18 protein-coding genes are annotated in these 17,679 nt (G+C 66.5%); 6 read left to right on the top strand and 12 right to left on the bottom strand.

The window, feature by feature from the left end:
* Positions 1 to 14: 14 nt before the first annotated feature.
* From pnp to ETX26_RS01665, 6 genes are all read right to left on the bottom strand, one after another.
* Positions 15 to 2,315, bottom strand: a complete 2,301-nt coding sequence (pnp, locus tag ETX26_RS01690) for a polyribonucleotide nucleotidyltransferase (RefSeq protein ID WP_129522979.1) — start codon at positions 2,313 to 2,315, stop codon at positions 15 to 17.
* A 261-nt stretch (positions 2,316 to 2,576) separates the two neighbouring features.
* Positions 2,577 to 2,846 (bottom strand): 30S ribosomal protein S15, encoded by a 270-nt coding sequence (gene rpsO / locus ETX26_RS01685; protein WP_119514334.1) that lies wholly within the window; start codon positions 2,844 to 2,846, stop codon positions 2,577 to 2,579.
* 5 nt (positions 2,847 to 2,851) lie between these two features.
* Positions 2,852 to 3,838, bottom strand: coding sequence for a tRNA pseudouridine(55) synthase TruB (gene truB / locus ETX26_RS01680; RefSeq protein ID WP_129524094.1), 987 nt, complete (start codon positions 3,836 to 3,838; stop codon positions 2,852 to 2,854).
* Between the two features lies 1 nt (position 3,839).
* Positions 3,840 to 4,523, bottom strand: a complete 684-nt coding sequence (locus tag ETX26_RS01675; RefSeq protein WP_129522978.1) for a site-2 protease family protein — start codon at positions 4,521 to 4,523, stop codon at positions 3,840 to 3,842.
* A gap of 68 nt (positions 4,524 to 4,591) precedes the next feature.
* A complete protein-coding gene (locus tag ETX26_RS01670; RefSeq protein ID WP_129522977.1) occupies positions 4,592 to 5,176 on the bottom strand; it encodes a thymidine kinase in 585 nt (194 codons plus the stop codon).
* Positions 5,177 to 5,229: 53 nt separating this feature from the next.
* Entirely contained in the window at positions 5,230 to 6,156 is a 927-nt protein-coding gene (locus ETX26_RS01665) for a bifunctional helix-turn-helix transcriptional regulator/GNAT family N-acetyltransferase (RefSeq protein WP_225425451.1), read from the bottom strand.
* A 135-nt stretch (positions 6,157 to 6,291) separates the two neighbouring features.
* Between ETX26_RS01665 and ETX26_RS01660 the strand changes: the two genes are divergently transcribed.
* Positions 6,292 to 7,899 (top strand): AbgT family transporter, encoded by a 1,608-nt coding sequence (locus tag ETX26_RS01660; RefSeq protein WP_129522976.1) that lies wholly within the window; start codon positions 6,292 to 6,294, stop codon positions 7,897 to 7,899.
* 10 nt (positions 7,900 to 7,909) lie between these two features.
* On the opposite strand, the gene rbfA is transcribed toward ETX26_RS01660, so the two are convergent.
* The 5 genes from rbfA to rimP form a co-directional block, all read right to left on the bottom strand.
* Positions 7,910 to 8,305 (bottom strand): 30S ribosome-binding factor RbfA, encoded by a 396-nt coding sequence (rbfA, locus tag ETX26_RS01655; protein ID WP_129524092.1) that lies wholly within the window; start codon positions 8,303 to 8,305, stop codon positions 7,910 to 7,912.
* A gap of 98 nt (positions 8,306 to 8,403) precedes the next feature.
* Positions 8,404 to 10,929 (bottom strand): translation initiation factor IF-2, encoded by a 2,526-nt coding sequence (gene infB, locus ETX26_RS01650; protein WP_129522975.1) that lies wholly within the window; start codon positions 10,927 to 10,929, stop codon positions 8,404 to 8,406.
* An 8-nt stretch (positions 10,930 to 10,937) separates the two neighbouring features.
* Positions 10,938 to 11,693: a DUF448 domain-containing protein gene (locus ETX26_RS01645; protein ID WP_129522974.1), complete on the bottom strand. Its 756-nt coding sequence runs from the start codon at positions 11,691 to 11,693 to the stop codon at positions 10,938 to 10,940.
* Positions 11,674 to 13,338: a transcription termination factor NusA gene (nusA, locus tag ETX26_RS01640; RefSeq protein ID WP_129522973.1), complete on the bottom strand. Its 1,665-nt coding sequence runs from the start codon at positions 13,336 to 13,338 to the stop codon at positions 11,674 to 11,676. Before nusA ends, ETX26_RS01645 begins: the two co-directional genes overlap by 20 nt.
* A complete protein-coding gene (rimP, locus tag ETX26_RS01635; RefSeq protein ID WP_129522972.1) occupies positions 13,338 to 13,925 on the bottom strand; it encodes a ribosome maturation protein RimP in 588 nt (195 codons plus the stop codon). Before rimP ends, nusA begins: the two co-directional genes overlap by 1 nt.
* Positions 13,926 to 14,297: 372 nt before the next feature.
* On the opposite strand from rimP, the gene rnk reads away from it, so the two are divergent.
* A complete protein-coding gene (gene rnk, locus ETX26_RS01630) occupies positions 14,298 to 14,702 on the top strand; it encodes a nucleoside diphosphate kinase regulator (RefSeq protein WP_129522971.1) in 405 nt (134 codons plus the stop codon).
* 22 nt (positions 14,703 to 14,724) lie between these two features.
* Here the strand turns inward: rnk and pspF are convergent, their stop codons facing one another.
* Positions 14,725 to 15,765 carry a phage shock protein operon transcriptional activator gene (gene pspF, locus ETX26_RS01625; RefSeq protein WP_129522970.1) on the bottom strand — a complete coding sequence of 347 codons (1,041 nt, stop codon included), beginning with the start codon at positions 15,763 to 15,765 and terminating at the stop codon, positions 14,725 to 14,727.
* 155 nt (positions 15,766 to 15,920) lie between these two features.
* Between pspF and ETX26_RS14225 the strand changes: the two genes are divergently transcribed.
* The 4 genes from ETX26_RS14225 to pspC are packed head-to-tail and all read left to right on the top strand — an operon-like array spanning position 15,921 to position 17,676.
* Positions 15,921 to 16,073 (top strand): hypothetical protein, encoded by a 153-nt coding sequence (locus ETX26_RS14225; RefSeq protein WP_165271675.1) that lies wholly within the window; start codon positions 15,921 to 15,923, stop codon positions 16,071 to 16,073.
* Positions 16,070 to 17,002 carry a phage shock protein PspA gene (gene pspA / locus ETX26_RS01620; protein ID WP_404825252.1) on the top strand — a complete coding sequence of 311 codons (933 nt, stop codon included), beginning with the start codon at positions 16,070 to 16,072 and terminating at the stop codon, positions 17,000 to 17,002. Before ETX26_RS14225 ends, pspA begins: the two co-directional genes overlap by 4 nt.
* Before the next feature lie 3 nt (positions 17,003 to 17,005).
* Positions 17,006 to 17,302 (top strand): envelope stress response membrane protein PspB, encoded by a 297-nt coding sequence (gene pspB / locus ETX26_RS01615; protein ID WP_129522969.1) that lies wholly within the window; start codon positions 17,006 to 17,008, stop codon positions 17,300 to 17,302.
* The gene (gene pspC / locus ETX26_RS01610) at positions 17,299 to 17,676 is read left to right on the top strand and encodes an envelope stress response membrane protein PspC (RefSeq protein ID WP_129522968.1); all 378 of its coding nucleotides are present in this window, start codon (positions 17,299 to 17,301) and stop codon (positions 17,674 to 17,676) included. The genes pspB and pspC overlap by 4 nt, the downstream gene beginning before the upstream one ends.
* Positions 17,677 to 17,679 lie beyond the last annotated feature (3 nt).

Raw genomic sequence — 17,679 nt, 5'->3', positions numbered from 1 at the left:
GGACACGGGCTACTTCAGTCCTTCAGGAAGTCGGGGACGTGGGCTTCGCCACCGCCCTCGTCGCCGCCGCGGTCACGGCCGCCACGATCGCCCCGGGAGCCGCGATCGCGGTCACGTCCGCCGCCGCCCCGGCCGCGACGATCGCCGCCGCGTCCGCCACGGCCGCCTTCGCGGTCGCCGCGCGGTTCGCGCGGAGGACGGGTATCCTCCAGCTCCTCGCCGGTTTCCTGGTCGACCACGCGCATCGACAGGCGGACTTTGCCGCGCTGATCGATCTCGAGGACCTTGACCTTCACTTCCTGACCTTCCGACACGACGTCGGTCGGCTTTTCGACCCGCTCGTTCTTCATCTCGGACACGTGGACGAGCCCGTCCTTGCCGCCCATGAAGTTCACGAACGCGCCGAAGTCGACGATGTTGACGACCTTGCCGTCGTAGATCTTGCCGACTTCCGCCTCCTCGACGATCCCGGCGATCCACTTCTTCGCCGCTTCGATCTGCGAGAGATCGCTGGACGAAATCTTGATCACGCCCTCGTCGTCGATGTCGACCTTGGCACCGGTTTCGGCGACGATCTCGCGGATCACCTTGCCGCCCGTGCCGATGACGTCGCGGATCTTCGACTTGTCGATCTGCATGGTCTCGATGCGCGGCGCGTGCTTGGACACGTCTGTGCGTGCGGAACCGAGCGCCTTGGTCATCTCGCCCAGGATGTGCGCACGGCCTTCCTTGGCCTGCGCCAGCGCCTTGGTCATGATCTCCTGCGTGATGCCGGCGACCTTGATGTCCATCTGCAGCGAGGTGATGCCCGCTTCGGTGCCGGCGACCTTGAAGTCCATGTCGCCGAGGTGATCCTCGTCGCCGAGGATGTCGCTAAGCACGGTGAACTCCTCGCCTTCGAGGATCAGGCCCATTGCGATGCCGGAGACCGGGCGTTCGATCGGAACGCCGGCGTCCATCATCGAGAGGCACCCGCCGCAGACCGTCGCCATCGAGCTCGAGCCATTGGACTCGGTGATGTCGCTGAGGATGCGGATCGTGTAGGGGAAGTCCTCGTGCTTGGGCAGGACCGGGTGCAGCGCGCGCCAGGCGAGCTTGCCGTGACCGGTCTCGCGGCGGCTGGTGAAGCCGAAGCGGCCCACTTCACCGACCGAATAGGGCGGGAAGTTATAGTGCAGCATGAAGTGGTTGTACGACAGGCCTTCGAGCCCGTCGATCATCTGCTCGGCATCCTTGGTGCCGAGCGTGGTGGTGCAGATCGCCTGCGTCTCGCCGCGAGTGAACAGCGCCGAGCCGTGGGTGCGCGGCAGCAGGCCGACCATCGCCTCGATCGGGCGGACCTGATCGACCTTGCGGCCGTCGATGCGGGTGCCTTCCTTGAGGATCGCACCGCGCACGATTTCCGCTTCGAGCTTCTTGGTCAGCTTGATCGCGGTCATCAGCTGCTGCCCGTCGAACTCGTCGGACGAGTAGTGCGCCTTCACCTTCTCGCGCGCCGCATCGATCGTGTCGCGGCGGTCTGCCTTGCTGGTCATCTTGTAGGCCTTGGCGATGTCGTCGCCGATCATCGCCTTGATCGCGGCCTTCATTTCCGAATGATCGTCGGACGCAGGCAGCTCCCACGGCTCCTTTGCGGCCTGTTCGGCCAGTTCGATGATCGCGCCGATGACCTTCTTCGATTCCTCGTGCGCGAACATCACCGCGCCGAGCATCTCTTCCTCGGTCAGCTCCTTGGCTTCGGATTCGACCATCATCACCGCGTCCTGCGTCGCGGCGACGACGAGGTCGAGGCGGCCGTCTTCCAGCGCCTTGTCCTGGCGCGGGTTGAGCACATATTCGCCATCGACGAAGCCGACGCGTGCAGCGCCGATCGGGCCCATGAAGGGCACGCCGGAAATGGTCAGTGCAGCGCTGGCCGCGACCATCGCGAGGATATCGGGCTCGGTCTCACCGTCATAGGAGAGGACCTGCGCGATGACGTTGATCTCGTTGTAGAACCCTTCCGGGAAGAGCGGCCGCACAGGGCGGTCGATCAGGCGGGAGGTGAGCGTTTCCTTCTCGGTCGCACGGCCTTCGCGCTTGAAGAAGCCGCCCGGGATGCGCCCGGCGGCGGAAAACTTTTCCTGGTAGTGGACGGTGAGCGGGAAGAAGTCCTGCCCTTCCTTGACCGACTTGGCGGCGGTGACGGCGCACAGCACCACGGTCTCGCCGTAGGTCGCCAGCACGGCGCCATCGGCCTGACGGGCAATACGCCCGGTTTCCAGAGTGAGGGTCTTTCCGCCCCACTCCAGCGATACGGTTTTCGTGTCGAACATTGATTTTCCTTCGTGAACCCGCCGTGCCCTATTGCAGGGCGGGGCCTCTGTGCCGGGGATACCGTCCCGGTCCGGTGCGGGGCCTTTCTCCGTGCCCCAAGGCCCCTCCGCCGGATTGCGAAGGAAAGCCCATTTTTCGCGAGCCCCCGCGAAGGCGGGGGCCTCAGGCAGTTGGCGGAGCGCCGGTGGCACGAGGTCCCCGCCTTCGCGGGGACTCACGAATACAAGAAACGGCCCGCAGCGGGGCCGTTTCCGAAACTCTTATTTGCGCAGACCCAGCTTCTGGATCAGACTGTTGTACCGCTCGACATCCGTCTTCTTGAGATAGGCGAGCAGGCTGCGGCGCTTGTTGACCATGGTCAGCAGGCCGCGGCGCGAGTGATTGTCCTTGTGGTGGCCCTTGAAGTGCTCGGTCAGGTTGCGAATACGCTCGGTGAGGATCGCGACCTGGACTTCCGGGCTGCCCGTGTCGTTGTTCGCGCGGGCATTGTCCTTGATGATTTCCTGCTTCTTTTCGGCAGTAACCGACATTCTTTTCACTCCGCGGTATCGGGGATGTTGAAACCCCTGACGACTTTCGCCGTCCCCGCCGTCACTTCCATCAGCGCCACCGGAACACTGCCGGCTTTCGCAAGGAGGAGCCCGTCGGGATGGGGCATTCCGGAAAGGACCCGGCCCTGTCGGACCGCCTGCGCGCTTTCCGGATCGAGTTGATGGGCCGGGATACCGTCCAGCCCAGCCTCGAGCGGCAGGAGGTGGTCTTCAAGGCGCGCGCCCTTACCGATTTCGTTGAGCTTGTCCAGCGAAATCGCCCGATCCTGCCCGAAGGGACCGGCCTTGATGCGCCTGAGATAGGTGACGTGGCCGACGGTTCCGAGGGCGCGTGCAACGTCTCTTGCCAGGCTACGGATGTACGTGCCCTTGCTGACATGCGCGACGAGCGTGACACTGTCGGCCAGTTCGAGCGGGGCTGTGGGATCGAACGGATCGGGGCGCCCGTCGCTCGTCGCGAACGACGACTCCAGCCCGGCTCCATTCCCGTCGCGTTCGCGAAGGGCATGAAGATCATGCACCGTTACCCGGCGCGTCGTCATCGCGACGTCCTCGCCCGCCCGTGCACGATCATAGGCACGCCTGCCGTCAATCTTCACCGCGGAGTAGACCGGCGGGACCTGTTCGATCTCCCCGGTGAAATGCTCCAGAACCGCCTCGATCGCAGCGATCGGTGGACGGTGATCGGAACGGGCGACAACCTCGCCTTCGGTATCTAGCGTGTCTGTCTCCTCGCCGAACTGCACGGTGAACTCGTAGACCTTGCTCGCATCGAGCATTCGCCCGGCGAGCTTGGTCGCCTCGCCCAGCGCGATCGGCAGCACGCCCTCCGCCAGCGGATCGAGCGTGCCGCCGTGACCCACCTTCATCTTAGGATAGCCACCTTCGCGCAGATTGCGCTTGACCGCGCCGACCGCCCGGGTCGAGCCGAGGCCGCGCGGCTTGTCGAGGATCAGCCAGCCGTGTGGAATATCAGCCTCCCGCGACCCAGAGCGCCAAGGCCAGATACTTCTCGCGCAGCCATTCGACCGGCGGCCAGACGACGTTCTCAATGATTCCGCTGTCGGGGAAGGCCCAGGTGATCGCGATCAGCGCGATCAGCAGGAACATGCCGATCTGCTGCAGCCGCGCGTATTGCGCCGCCATCGACCGCGGAAGCAGCCCCTCGACGATGTGCGAGCCGTCGAAAGGCGGGATCGGCAGGAGATTGAACAGCGCGAGGAAGATGTTGATGACGATGAAATAGTTGAGCCCGGTCAGCACCCATTCCACCCCGCCACTGGGCGGCAGCGTCAGCGTGGTGCCGACGAGCCCGAGCACGATGGCCCCGACACCTGCGAGGACGAGATTGGTCCCCGGACCGGCTGCCGCCACGGCCATCATGCCGTAACGCGGATTGTCGAGCCGGTTCTTGCGCACCGGCACCGGCTTGGCCCAGCCGAACACCGGCCCTCCGAACAGCGCCAGTGCGCCCGGAACGATCAGCGTGCCGATCGGATCGACATGGCGGATCGGGTTGAGCGACAGCCGCCGCTGCTCCTTCGCCGTCGGATCGCCGAGCGCCAGCGCGGTCCATCCATGAGCGACTTCGTGAAACACGATCGCGATCACCAGGCAGGGGATCAGGATCGCGGCAAGGATGAGGGTTTCCGTCATGGCGGGTAGATAGTCGTTCCCGAGCCGGAAAACATCCTGCTCATATCGGATAAAGAGGGATCAGCGGATCAGGGAGCGGAGCCGAGCGCTTCCGAGAAGTGCCGGCGGCACAGGGCGACGTAGCGATCGTTGCCGCCGATCTCGGTCTGCGCGCCGTGTCTGACGGCCGCGCCGCCGGCATCGACCCGCAGGTTCATCGTAGCCTTGCGGCCGCAGTGGCATACGGCCTTGAGCTCGATCAGCGCGTCGGCGATGCCCAGCAGCACGGCCGATCCGGGAAAGAGCTCGCCCTGGAAGTCGGTCCGCAGGCCGTAGCAGAGCACCGGGATATTCGCCTCGTCCGCCAGGCGCGCGCATTGCCAGACCTGCGCCCTGGTCAGGAACTGCGCTTCGTCGACCAGCACGCAGCCGAGCGGCTCCGCCTTGTGCGCGGACGTGACGCGCTGCCACAGGTCGGTCTCGGCGTCATAGCGCTGCGCATCGGCGCCAAGGCCGATGCGGCTCTCGATCGCCTGATGCCCTCCCCGGTCGTCGAGCGCGGCGGTCCACAGCATCGTGTGCATGCCGCGCTCGCGGTAGTTGAAATCGGCCTGCAGCAGCGTGGTCGATTTCCCCGCGTTCATGCTGGCATAGTAGAAATAGAGCTTGGCCATGTCCGCTGGCTAGGCATCCGGCGGGCGGCTGCCAATCGCAGCGCCGCGATTGCTCACAGTTCCAGCAGCCAGCTCTCGCTCAATTCCGGCTTGCCGAAATCGTCGTGGGTATGGGTCTCGATCCGGTAGCCTTCGGCGGCGTAGATCCGCCGGGCGCTTTCGAGAACTGCGTGAGTCCAGAGCACGATCCGGCGGTAGCCTGTCTCGCGCGCAAACGCCGTGCACTGCTTCACCAGCGCCTGCCCGACGCCTATCCCGCGCGCCTCCGGCTCGACGTAGAGCAGGCGGAGACGGGCGGTCTCGGTGTCGTCCTCGACGAGAAATACCGAGCCCAGCATTCGCCCCCCGCGCTCCGCAATCCAGCACTGCTCGCGCTCGGGCTTGAAGTCGCGCAGGAACGCCGCGGTGATCTCGCCGATCAGCGCCTCCATGCCGCGCCCCCAGCCATAGGTTTCGTGGTAGAGGATCGACTGCCGCGCGGTGATCAGGCCCATGTCACCGGGGCGGAACGTGCGAAGCGACCATTCGCCGGGTTTCGAGCCGAACAGCAGCGCGCCAGCCTCTTCGAGCAGCGCGGCAAGGCGGCGCGCGCCGTCCTCGCCCAGCGGCGCAATCAGGCGGGCAGTCTGCGCGGCAGTCGTCCGGTCGAGCCGGTCGTAGGCCGACTTCCCCGTGCACGTCAGCGAAAGCGGCCGCTCGCGCGCATCCTCTCCCCGCCCGCGTTCCACGAGCCCCCGTTTGAGCAGGCGGCCGACGATGCGGCTGAGATACCCGGGATCGAGCCGCAGCGCGGCGGCGATATCACGGGCCAGCGCGGGTTCCCGGTGGACGATCTCGTAAAGAACCCTCGCTTCCACCACCGACAGGCCGCTGCCCATGTAGCGCGGCCCGAGCAGCCCCATCAGTTGCGAGAAGTCGCGGTTGAACGCCCGCAGGCGCTGGACGACCCGATCGATCACAAGGGCGGAGTCGGTTTCCACGGCTACCGATTCACAGATATAGTTGCCGATGTCAAATATTGTGACCGGGTCGTGGAGGAGTGGGTTAAGCGGGGCGACAGCAACCACTGGCGATGCTAGCTCCCGCGCACGAGCAACTGTGGAGAGGAACAAGGCGTGGTGGAAGCGGCAGAAGGCCGGGTGCAGAAGGGTATTCTCGGCTGGATCGAGCGGACCGGCAACAGGCTGCCCGATCCCGTCTTCCTGTTCTTCTGGCTGATCGCCGTTCTCGTCGCAGTGTCCGTCGTCGGCAGCCTGCTCGGCTGGTCGGTACTGCATCCCACCGAAATCGACGAGGCGACGGGACAGGCGCAGGTCATAGCCGCGACCAGTCTGCTCTCGGCGGAGAACATCCAGCGCCTGTGGGTCGAAATGCCCGCGACCTTCACGCACTTCCATCCGCTGGGGTATGTCCTGGTGGTGATGCTCGGCGCCGGCGTCGCCGAGCGCGCGGGATTGTTCGGCACCGCCATGCGCGCGGGCGTGCGCAACGCGCCCAAGGTTCTGCTGACCCCGATCGTGTGTCTCGTGGGCATGATGGGCAACCTGGCCGCCGACGCGGCCTATGTCGTGCTCATCCCGCTCGCCGGGATCATCTTCCATGCCGCCGGCCGTCATCCGGTTGCGGGCATCGCGGCGGCGTTCGCCGGCGTATCCGGCGGCTTCTCGGCCAACCTGCTGCCCGGGCAGCTCGACGCCTTGCTGTTCGGGATAACGGAAGCCGCAGTCGAAACCGTGTTCGGCGACTTTACCGCCAACATCGCGGGCAACTGGTACTTCATCGCGGCGATGACGGTGATTTTCCTGCCGGTGATCTGGTACGTCACGGACCGGATGATCGAGCCGAGGCTCGGCACCTGGAATCCGGGAATGGCCGGGCGCGATGGCCTGGAGGAGCAGAGCGACCGCGCCCTGACCGACGGAGAGCGCAAGGGCCTGAAGCGTGCCGGTCTGGCCGTACTGGCTGTGGTCGCGCTCTGGCTTGCCTTTACGTTCGGCCCCGGCACGCCGCTGATCGACGAGGGCGCGACGCCGGAGGCACGGCTGACGCCGTTCTACCAGAGCCTCGTTGCCGGGTTCTTCCTGCTGTTCCTGCTGGCCGGCTGGGCCTACGGCGCGGCGGCAGGCACGATCGACGACCACCGCGGGCTGGTAAAGATGATGGCCGGCGCGATGGAGGATCTCGCCTACTATCTCGTTCTCGCTTTCGCCGCCGCGCATTTCGTCGCGATGTTCGCATGGTCGAACCTCGGACTGATCCTCGCGGTCAACGGCGCCGACTTCCTCGGCAATTCGGGCCTGCCTGCGTGGGCGCTGCTCGCGGCGATCGTCGCCGTCTCGGCGCTGCTCAATATCTTCGTCGGCTCGGCGAGCGCCAAGTGGGCGCTGCTCGCGCCGGTGCTGGTGCCGATGCTCATGTTGCTGGGCATCACTCCCGAAATGGCGACCGCCGCCTACCGCGTGGGCGACGGGGCGACCAACATCATCACCCCGCTGATGGTCTACTTCCCGCTGATCCTGATCTTCTGCCAACGCTGGCAGAAGGACTTCGGCCTCGGCAGCCTCGCCGCGACCATGCTGCCCTATTCGATCGGCTTGCTGCTGGCAGGCCTTGCGATGACGATCGGCTGGGTCATGCTCGATCTCCCGCTCGGCCCGGGCGCCGGCGTGTTCATGGACCCGCCGACGACGGTTCAGCCGACCGCCCCCGCCGTGGCGGAGTAGCCGCCTCCGATCAGTCCTCGCCCAGGTCCCTCGCCACTTTGGGATCGTTCAGCAGCCGCTCGATCCGCTCGGCTTCGTCGAAGCTCTCGTCGGGCTTGAACTGCAGCCTGGGCGCGAACTTGAGGCCGAGGCGCTTGGCGACCTCGCGCTGGAAGAACGCGGTGTTGGTGCGCAGCGCCTTGAGCACCACGTCCTCGTCCTCGCCGAGCAGCGGTTTCACGTAGGCATTGGCGTTGCGCAGGTCCGGGGTCATCCGCACTTCGGTGACGCTCACCGAATGCGCCGTCAGCACTTCGTCATGCACCTCGCCGCGCGCGAGCAATTCCGACAGGATATGCCGCACCCGTTCGCCCACCTTGAGGACGCGAACCGACTGCTGTTCGGGGGTGGAGGTGTTTCTCGCCATCATGGTCACCGGACCCACGGGCGAGAATCGAACTCGCCAAATGGCCGATAAAAATCAGCCACCTCCGCCGACCGGATCAGGGCCACAACGGTCCTTCCTTAAAGCGTCCGCTCGCGCTCCTCAACTTCGAACACCTCGAGGTGGTCGCCCGGCTTGATGTCGTTCGTGTCGCTGAGCACCACGCCGCATTCCAGACCGGCGCGGACTTCGTCCACGTCGTCCTTGAAGCGCCGCAGCGAGGCGATCGTAGTGGCCGAGACGATGACGTCCTCGCGCGTGAGGCGCGCGTGGAGGCCCTTGCGGATGACGCCTTCGAGCACGAGGAGGCCGGCGGCCTTGTCCTTCTTGCCCGCGGGGAACACCTGCTTGACCTCGGCACGGCCGACCACATGCTCGATCCGCTCGGGTCCGAGCTCGCCCGCCATCTCCTTCGCGATCTCCTCGGTCAGGTGATAGATGACGTCGTAGTACATCATCCGCACTTTCTCGCGCTCGACGAGCTGGCGCGCCTTGGCATTCGGACGCACGTTGAAGCCGAGGATCGGCGCCTTCGAGGCGGCCGCGAGTTGCACGTCGCTTTCGGTGATCGCGCCCACGCCCGCGTGAAGCACGCGGACCTTGATGAGATCGTTCGAGAGGTTGTGCAGCGCCGAGTTGATTGCCTCCACACTGCCCTGCACGTCCGCCTTCACCACCACCGGGAATTCGATGACGTTCGACTGGAGATTGCTGAACATCGTGTCGAAGTTTGTCGGCGCCAGCGCGGTGCGCTTGGCGGTCGCCTTCTCCTGACGGTATTGGGCGACCTCGCGGGCACGCTGCTCGTTCTCGACCACGGTCAGCTGGTCGCCCGCCATGGGCACGCCGCCGAGGCCGAGGACCTCGACCGGCATCGAGGGACCGGCTTCCTTGATCTGCTTGCCCTGGTCGTCCACCAGCGCCCGCACGCGCCCGCTCTCGGTGCCGACGACGAAAGTGTCGCCACGCTTGAGCGTTCCGCGCGTAACGAGCACTGTCGCGACCGGGCCGCGGCCCTTGTCGAGCTGCGCCTCGATCACCGTCGCCTCAGCCGCGCGGTCGGGGTTCGCCTTGAGCTCCAGCAGCTCCGCCTGAAGCGCGATCTTCTCGAGGAGGTCGTCGAGACCGGTTCTCTTCAGGGCCGAGATTTCGACATCCTGCACATCACCCGACATCTCCTCCACGATCACCTCGTGTTCGAGAAGGCGCTCGCGGATCCGCTGGGGATTGGCGTCTTCCTTGTCGACCTTGTTGATCGCGACGATCATCGGCACGCCAGCGGCCTTGGTATGGTTGATGGCCTCGATGGTCTGCGGCATGATCCCATCGTCTGCGGCGACCACGAGCACGACGATATCGGTCACGTTCGCACCGCGCGCGCGCATTTCGGTGAACGCGGCGTGACCCGGCGTATCGAGGAAGGTGATCCTGTCGCCGCTCTTGGTCTTTACCTGATAGCTGCCGATGTGCTGCGTGATGCCGCCGGCCTCGCCCTTCACCACGTTCGTGCCACGCAGCGCGTCGAGCAGCGAGGTCTTGCCGTGATCGACGTGGCCCATGATCGTGACCACCGGCGGACGCGGCTTGAGCGCTTCTTCGGGATCGACGTCCACCGTGGTGTCGATGTCGACGTCGCTCTCGCTGACACGCTTGATGTTGTGGCCAAATTCCTCGACCAGCAGTTCGGCCGTGTCCTGGTCGATCGTCTGATTGACGGTGACCATCATGCCCATGTTGAATAGCGCCTTCACCAGGTCGGCGCCCTTCTCCGCCATGCGGTTGGCAAGTTCCTGGACGGTAATCGCCTCGGGCACGACGACGTCGCGCACCTGCTTCTCACGCGGTTTGGACGGCCCGCCGTGGAGGCGACGTTCCTTCTCGCGCGCACGCTTGAGCGCGGCGAGCGAACGCGCACGGCGCCCCTCGTCTTCGTTGAGCGCCTTGGTGACGGTCAGCTTGCCCGAACGGCGCTTGTCCGTCCGCTCAGCGGCGCCGCCGCCGCGCTTCTCTTCCTTCTTCTTCTTTTCGGGCTTCTTCGGCTCCGGCCGCGCCACGGGCGTAAAGCGACGCGGCGCAGGGGCCGCCGCGCCTGCCGTGGGTGCAGTCTTGGCCTTGGTCTCGACCGCAACTTCAGCGGCCGGTTCTGCCTCTTCCGGTTCCGGAGCGGCGGCCTCCTCGGCAGCGCGCTTCTCCGCCTCTTCGGCGGCCTTGCGGTTCTCCTCGGCCCGGCGCTTCTCGTCCTCGGCGGCCTGGCGGGCAGCTTCCTCCTCGCGGCGGCGCGCCTCTTCGGCGAGGCGCAGACGCTCTTCCTCGGCCTCGCGCTGAAGGCGCGCGACGCGTTCCTGCGGGGTCTCGCCCGCAGGCGCCTTCTTCGGCGCGGGCTTCTTCGCGACTGGCTCCGGCGCCGGCGGCGGCGGAGGCGGTGGCGGCGGAGGGGGGGGAGGCGGCGCCGCTTCGCCCGGCTTGACGAGCTTGCGGCGGCGCTTCACCTCGACCGCAACCTTGTTGGTGCGGCCGTGGCTGAAGGTCTGCTTGACCTCGCCCGCGTCCACCGACCTTTTCAGGCCGAGCGGTTTGCGGGGGCGCTGGTTGTCACTATCGCTCATAAAACTCGTCAATCCTTCAAATCAATCAGCTTGTCCCCGGTCGGGACCGGGGATCGCGGCGAACCGGAGGCCGGTTCACCGTCATCGTCGGCAGCCGCAAGGCCCCTGAAATGCAGCAGGCGCGCGAGGATCGCTCGGATCCGCTCGGCCGCAGCATCACCGGCCAGCGCCAAGTGGACGACATTGTCGCGGCCCAATGCCACAGACAGCGCCGCCCGGTCCAGTGGCAAGCGGATGCCCCTCTCGCCGGTCCCTTCGGCCTCGCGCCCGACACGCCAGGCCTGGTCGAGCTTCCTCGTCCCGTCCTCGCTTGCATCGGCGGCGTGAAGCAGCAGAGCCACGCGCCCGCTGCGCGCGTGCTCGGCGATCCGGTCGGACCCCAAGATAAGCTTTCCGGCGCGCATTTCGAGTCCCAGCCGGTCGAGCAGCACGCGCACCAGCGCATCGTCGACCTTCTGCGGCAAGTCCTCCGGCACCGTCAGCGGCGCGCCCTTGAACGCGCGTGACAGCGCTCCGCGCAGCCGGCCTTTCGCCATTGCCTCTTCCAGTACGCCGCGGGTGACGCCGATCCAGGCGCCCCGGCCGGGAGCCTTGGCGAGCGGATCGGGCAGCACCAGACCGTCAGGCGAGATCGCCAGCCGGATCAACGCGTCACGCGCGCCATGCTCCCCGGAGAGGATGCATCGCCGCTCTGGCGCGGATTTCCCCGCGCCGGCGGCGTCAGCGATGTCGGACGTCAGGCGCTCATTGTTCGGAGTCCGCATCGGCGGCCTCCTCGGTGACGGCTTCCTCGGCGGCGGGCGCCGGAGCCGGTTCCTCATCTTCAAACCAGTGCGCACGCGCGGCCATGATGATCTCGTTGCCCTGCTCTTCGCTCAGGCCGTATTCGCCAAGCACGCCGCCCTTGTCCTGCTCGCGGGCCGCGGGGCGCCGGGTCGGCGGACCATCGGCGTTGTTGCGGCGGCGTGGGGCTTCGCGCTTCTTGGCGATCAGCTCGTCGGTGGCGAGGTCGGCCAGGTCGTCGAGCGTCTTGATGCCGGCTTTGCCCAGCGTGACCAGCATCTGCTCGGTCAGGTGCGGGATTTCGGCCAGGGCATCGTCGACGCCGAGTTCGCGGCGCTCGGTGCGCGCCGCTTCCTCGTGCCGCTCGATCGCTTCGAGCGCGCGGCTCTGCAGCTCTTCGGCGAGCTCCTCGTCGAAGCCTTCGATCGAGGCCAGCTCGTCGAGCTCAACATAGGCCACTTCGTCGAGCTCGGCGAAGCCTTCGGCGACGAGAAGCTGCGACAGCGTCTCGTCGACGTCGAGCTCTTCCTCGAACATCTTGGAGCGTTCGGCGAATTCCTTCTGCCGCTTCTCGCTCGCCTCTTCCTCGGTCATGATGTCGATCTGATGACCGGTGAGCTGGCTGGCGAGGCGCACGTTCTGGCCGCGGCGGCCGATTGCGAGGCTGAGCTGGTCGTCGGGCACGACGACTTCGATCCGCCCCTCGTCCTCGTCGAGCACGACGCGGCTGACCGTGGCGGGCTGGAGCGCGTTGACCACGAACGTCGCCGTGTCCTCACTCCAGGGAATGATGTCGATCTTCTCGCCCTGCAGTTCCTGCACCACGGCCTGGACGCGGCTGCCCTTCATGCCGACGCAGGCGCCGACCGGGTCGATCGAGCTGTCGCGGCTGATCACGCCGATCTTGGCACGGCTGCCGGGATCGCGGGCAGCGGCCTTGATCTCGATGATGCCGTCGTAGATCTCGGGCACTTCCTGCGCGAACAGCTTCTTCATGAACTCGGGATGCGCGCGGCTGAGGAAGATCTGCTGCCCGCGGTTGTTGCGCTCCACCTTGGTGATCAGCGCGCGCACGCGCTCGCCGACGCGGGCGGCCTCGCGCGGGATCTGCTGGTCGCGGCGGATGACACCCTCGGCGCGGCCGAGGTTGACGATCACGTGGCCGAATTCGACCGACTTGATCACGCCGGTGATCACTTCGCCCGCGCGGTCCTTGAATTCCTCGTACTGGCGCTCGCGCTCCGCGTCGCGGACCTTCTGGAAGATCACCTGCTTGGCGCTCTGCGCGTCGATGCGGCCGAGGTCGACCGGCGGCAGCGGATCGACGATGAAGTCACCCAGCTTCGCCTCGGCGTCGAGCTTCTTCGCCGCCTCGAGATCGATCTGCTTGAAGTAGTCCTCGACCTCCTCGACCACTTCGACCACGCGCCACAGGCGCAAGTCGCCGGTCTGCGGGTCGAGCTTGGCGCGAATGTCGTTCTCGGCGCCGTAGCGGTTGCGTGCGCTCTTCTGGATCGCCTCTTCCATCGCCTCGATGACGATCGCCTTGTCGATCATCTTCTCGGAGGCGACTGCATTCGCAATCGCGAGCAGCTCGGCCTTGTTGGCGGAAATTGCACTGGCCATCAGTCGTCAGCCTTCTCTTCTGTGACTTCGTCGATTTCTTCGGCACCGCCAATCACTTCGTCAGCTCCGGCAGCGTCGAGCGGTCTGGTCGCGGCGATAAGCTCGTCGGTCAGGACGAGCTTCGCCGAATGGATTGCATCGAGCGGCACCGCGATGCGTCCCGCCTTGCGGTCTTCGATCACGGCCTTGCCGTCCTCGAAACCGCCGAGCGGCCCGCGCAGGTTGCGCAGCCCGTCGATCTTCTCGGCAAGCGCGAACTTGGCCTCGTGCCCCACCCAGTTCTCGAAATCCTTGGGCCGGGTGAGCGGCCGGTCGATCCCGGGGGAGCTGACTTCGAGGTGGTAGGCGCCTTCGACCAGCACCGTGCCCTGTTCCTCGAGCTCATCGATCCGGTCGGAGATGCGGCGAGAGAGCGCGGCGCACTGGTCGAGCACGAGTTGCCCGGTGGCCGGATCCTCTGCCATGACCTGCAGCGCCTGCCCGCCGTCTCCGGCTTCCGAGGCGATCATCTTCACGCGCACGAGATCGAAGCCGAGCGCTTTCGCTTCGGGCTCGATAATCTCGGTCAGGCGCGCCAGATCGGCCATTCGGTCTCCATGTCTACACGACGGATGCGACAGGCAGGTTGCTCAACGGCGCCTTGGCCGGCCCCTTGCGGCGCCAGCCCCTCCAGTGTCGCGACAATGTCGGGATTGATGGGCAGATAGACTCGGCCCGCACCATTTGCAACTGCATTCGACTCACCGCTCCGGCCGGGCGCCGCTTCCATTTGACACCGGACCGCCAAGGTGACAGCTTCGCGCGATGACGAGGGCGTACTTTCGACATCACGGGGGACAGCTTCTCGCGGGCATCTAGCCCCGGGTCCGGTGCGCGCACGCCCCGTTCCCGGGGCGAGCAGTCCGCCTTCTGACGCGCCAACGCGCGTTTTTTCGCACCTTCCTCGAAAGATTCGATCCATGAACGTCCAGCAGGCAGCGCAGCGGCCTCCCATCACTCTCGTCGAAAGCGAAGCCGATGCGCTCGCCGATCTCGCCTTCGGCATCCGCACCCGCCATCCCAACGTCAGCCGCATGCTGCTGGAGGAGATCGATCGGGCCGAGACCCTGCCCGCCGAAGAGGTGCCCGGCGACGTGGTGACCATGGGATCGACGGTCGAGTTCGTCGTCGAGAAGACGGGCGAACGGCGAACGGTCACGCTCGTCTACCCGAAGGATGCGGATATCGCCGAAGGACGGCTTTCGATTCTCGCCCCCGTCGGCGCCGGGCTGATCGGCCTGCGCGTGGGGCAGTCGATAAGCTGGCCGGACCGCAGCGGCGAGGAACGGTTGCTGACGATCGAGAACGTCAGCCGACCGGGCTAAGCGCCGCCGGGCCCGGGCCCGCTTAATCCGCGTCGTTCCGCTCGGCTAGGCCATGCTTCCTGATGCAATGGCGCAGCTGATCGTAGGTCAGGCCGAGCGCCCTCGCCGTCTGGCGCTGGTTCCAGCGGTGCCTGCCCAGCGCATGTTCGACGATCCGCCGTTCGTGCGCCTCGACCTCGGCGCGCAGGTCGTCGATCGCATCGAGATCCTGCGTGGGCGCGGCAGGCGAGCCGGAGGTGCCTTGCCCGGCCCCGCGCTCGGCCCGGCGGGTGGCGGGCTCGTACGGCTTCCACGGCGAATCGAACGGATCGAACTGCACGTGACCGATCGGATCGCGCCAGCTGTCCCAGCGATAGACCGCCCGCTCGACCACGTTGCGCAGCTCGCGCACGTTGCCGGGCCAGGAATGCTCCTCGAGCTGGCGGGCGACGTGGTCGGCGAAGCCGGGCCAGCCTTCCCAGTGCAGTTCCGCGGCCATGCGGCGGCCGAAGTGCTCGGCGAGCACCTCGACGTCGCCCTCGCGCACGCGCAGCGGCGGCAGCGTGATGACTTCGAAGCTCAGCCGGTCGAGCAGGTCGGCGCGGAACTGCCCGCGTTCGGCAAGCGCCGGCAGATCGTCATTGGTCGCGGCGACGATCCGCACGTCGACCCGGATCGGGCGGCTCGATCCGATGCGCGTCACCTCGCCGTATTCGACCGCGCGCAGCAGCCGCTCCTGCGCCGCCATCGACAGCGTGCCCAGTTCATCGAGGAAAAGCGTCCCTTTGTCGGCTTCCTCGAACCTTCCCGCGCGCGCTCTGGTAGCACCGGTGAACGCTCCGGCCTCGTGGCCGAACAGCTCCGCCTCGATCAGTGTTTCGGGCAGCGCGGCGCAGTTCATGATCACGAGCGGCTCGTCCCAGCGGGTCGAGAGGCGGTGGAGGCGCTCGGCGATCAGTTCCTTGCCGGTCCCCCGCTCCCCGATCACCAGCACGGGGCGGCGCATCGGAGCTGCGCGGCTCGCGCGCTCCACCGCGTCGAGAAAGGCGCTCGATTGGCCGATGAACTGGTTTTCACGATCCATGGCCAATCTATAGTGAAATTCGCCGATAGTTGGCAACACAAACCAACACGAGGTTCAGCAGCACTTAGCAAGCAGCTGAAATCTGGCATTTTTTATGTTTTGGCACACCCCTTGCTCAAAGGAGGGCGTAATCGAGTTCCGGGAGGACCCACACCATGTACGACCGCCGCTTCTTTCAGACCAAGCTGGGACAGGCCGCCATCGCCAGCGTCGCCGCGATGGCCCTGTTCGTGGCGCTGAGCGGCCAGATGCATGCCACCCCGGCCATGGCCGCGACGGTCGCCTGCCAACAGGTCGAGCTGGCGTGACCAAGCCGACCGATCTCGACCCCCTTGGGCCGGAGCGCGAGCCCCCCCAGTCCCGCGGCGCAGGAAAACGCGCCGACGGCGCTCCGGCCCATCGCCGCCCCTCGCGACTCGACGAGGAAGTCGAGCGCCTGCGCACCAGCCCCACCCCGACACAGGGAAGGCCGACGCAGGGCAAGTCGCATGCGCGGGCCGGCGGCGGCTGGTCGAGCGAGTTCAATTTCAACGGAGTGCCCCTGATGGGAATTTTCAGCCGTACCCGCGACATCATCGCCGCGAACTTCAACGACATGCTCGACAAGGCCGACGACCCGGCCAAGATGATCCGCATGATCATCCTCGAGATGGAGGAGACGCTGGTCGAGGTCCGCGCGAGCGCCGCGCGCACCATTGCCGACCAGAAGGAGATGCATCGCCATACGGTCAAGCTCGACCGGCTCCAGGCCGACTGGGGCGAGAAGGCCCAGCTTGCGCTCAGCAAGGATCGCGAGGACCTCGCCCGCGCCGCGCTGGTTGAGAAGAAGAAGGCCGCCGACATGGGCGAGCAGCTCAAGCAGGAAATCGCGGTGCTCGACGACGCGCTGCGCGCCTACGAGCAGGACATCGCCAAGCTGCAGCAGCGCCTGCGCGAGGCCCGCAGCCGCCAGACCGCGATCGCCGCACGCCTCGAAAGCGCCGAGAACCGGGTCAAGCTGCGCACGCTGATGAGTACCGAGCGTACCGACGAGGCGCTGGCGCGCTTCGACCAACTCGAACGCCGCGTCGATTACGCCGAAGGGCGCGCCGACGCACTCTCGCTGTCCGACGGCAGCGGCCAGCTCTCGCTGGCCGACGAAATCGCCTCGCTCGAGGACTCGGACCGGGTCGATGAGGAACTGGAAGCGATGAAGCGGGCGCTCGGCAAGGGCGACGCCGCAAACAAGGGGGACTGATCCATGGAAGGAGTACTGGCAATCGTCGCGATCTTCATCGCGCTTCCGTGGATCATTTTCCACTACGTCACGAAGTGGAAAACCTCTGCCACGATCACCACCGACGACGAGGCCCTGCTCGAAGAGCTCTACAGCCTCGCCAAGCGGCTCGACGAGCGGATGGACACGGTCGAGCGGCTGGTGGCTTCCGACCACCCGGACTTCAAGCCCGCGCGGCTGATGCACGACCGCGAGATCGACAACGAAAAGCTGCGCGAGCTCGACCGTATGCTCGCCGAGAAGAAGGGAGCCCACCAGTGAACAGCCCGCGCACCACGCTTTACCGCGACAAGCACAACGCCAAGCTGATGGGCGTCTGCGCCGGGATCGCCGACTATACCGGGGTCAACGCGCTCTGGATCCGGCTCGGGTTCATCGGGCTGACCTTCGTGGCCGGCGGCGGCACCATACCGTTCTACTTCATCGCCGGCCTGCTGCTGAACAAGAAGCCGCCGCACCTCTACGTCGACCGGGAGGAACAGCAATACTGGCAACGCGTACGGCAGAGCCCGAAGCGCACCGCGCGCGAGATCCGCGCCCGGATGCGCGACATCGACCGCCGCCTGGCCGAAGTCGAGACTTACTACGTTTCGAGCAACCCACGCCTGACCGCCGAGATCGAGCGGCTGCGCTGAGAG

Origin of the sequence: Pelagerythrobacter rhizovicinus (assembly GCF_004135625.1) — a bacterium.
Taxonomy (GTDB): Bacteria; Pseudomonadota; Alphaproteobacteria; order Sphingomonadales; family Sphingomonadaceae; genus Pelagerythrobacter; species Pelagerythrobacter rhizovicinus.
This window is presented reverse-complemented; position numbering and strand designations above follow the sequence as displayed.

What these genes read in the sequence shown, in the direction of transcription:
- pnp (WP_129522979.1), bottom strand. Translation starts at nt 2,315, where the DNA reads ATGTTCGACACGAAAACCGTATCGCTGGAGTGGGGCGGAAAGACCCTC.
- rpsO (WP_119514334.1), bottom strand. Translation starts at nt 2,846, where the DNA reads ATGTCGGTTACTGCCGAAAAGAAGCAGGAAATCATCAAGGACAATGCC.
- ETX26_RS01675 (WP_129522978.1), bottom strand. Translation starts at nt 4,523, where the DNA reads ATGACGGAAACCCTCATCCTTGCCGCGATCCTGATCCCCTGCCTGGTG.
- ETX26_RS01670 (WP_129522977.1), bottom strand. Translation starts at nt 5,176, where the DNA reads ATGGCCAAGCTCTATTTCTACTATGCCAGCATGAACGCGGGGAAATCG.
- rbfA (WP_129524092.1), bottom strand. Translation starts at nt 8,305, where the DNA reads ATGGCGAGAAACACCTCCACCCCCGAACAGCAGTCGGTTCGCGTCCTC.
- infB (WP_129522975.1), bottom strand. Translation starts at nt 10,929, where the DNA reads ATGAGCGATAGTGACAACCAGCGCCCCCGCAAACCGCTCGGCCTGAAA.
- ETX26_RS01645 (WP_129522974.1), bottom strand. Translation starts at nt 11,693, where the DNA reads ATGCGGACTCCGAACAATGAGCGCCTGACGTCCGACATCGCTGACGCC.
- nusA (WP_129522973.1), bottom strand. Translation starts at nt 13,338, where the DNA reads ATGGCCAGTGCAATTTCCGCCAACAAGGCCGAGCTGCTCGCGATTGCG.
- rimP (WP_129522972.1), bottom strand. Translation starts at nt 13,925, where the DNA reads ATGGCCGATCTGGCGCGCCTGACCGAGATTATCGAGCCCGAAGCGAAA.
- rnk (WP_129522971.1), top strand. Translation starts at nt 14,298, where the DNA reads ATGAACGTCCAGCAGGCAGCGCAGCGGCCTCCCATCACTCTCGTCGAA.
- pspF (WP_129522970.1), bottom strand. Translation starts at nt 15,765, where the DNA reads ATGGATCGTGAAAACCAGTTCATCGGCCAATCGAGCGCCTTTCTCGAC.
- ETX26_RS14225 (WP_165271675.1), top strand. Translation starts at nt 15,921, where the DNA reads ATGTACGACCGCCGCTTCTTTCAGACCAAGCTGGGACAGGCCGCCATC.
- pspB (WP_129522969.1), top strand. Translation starts at nt 17,006, where the DNA reads ATGGAAGGAGTACTGGCAATCGTCGCGATCTTCATCGCGCTTCCGTGG.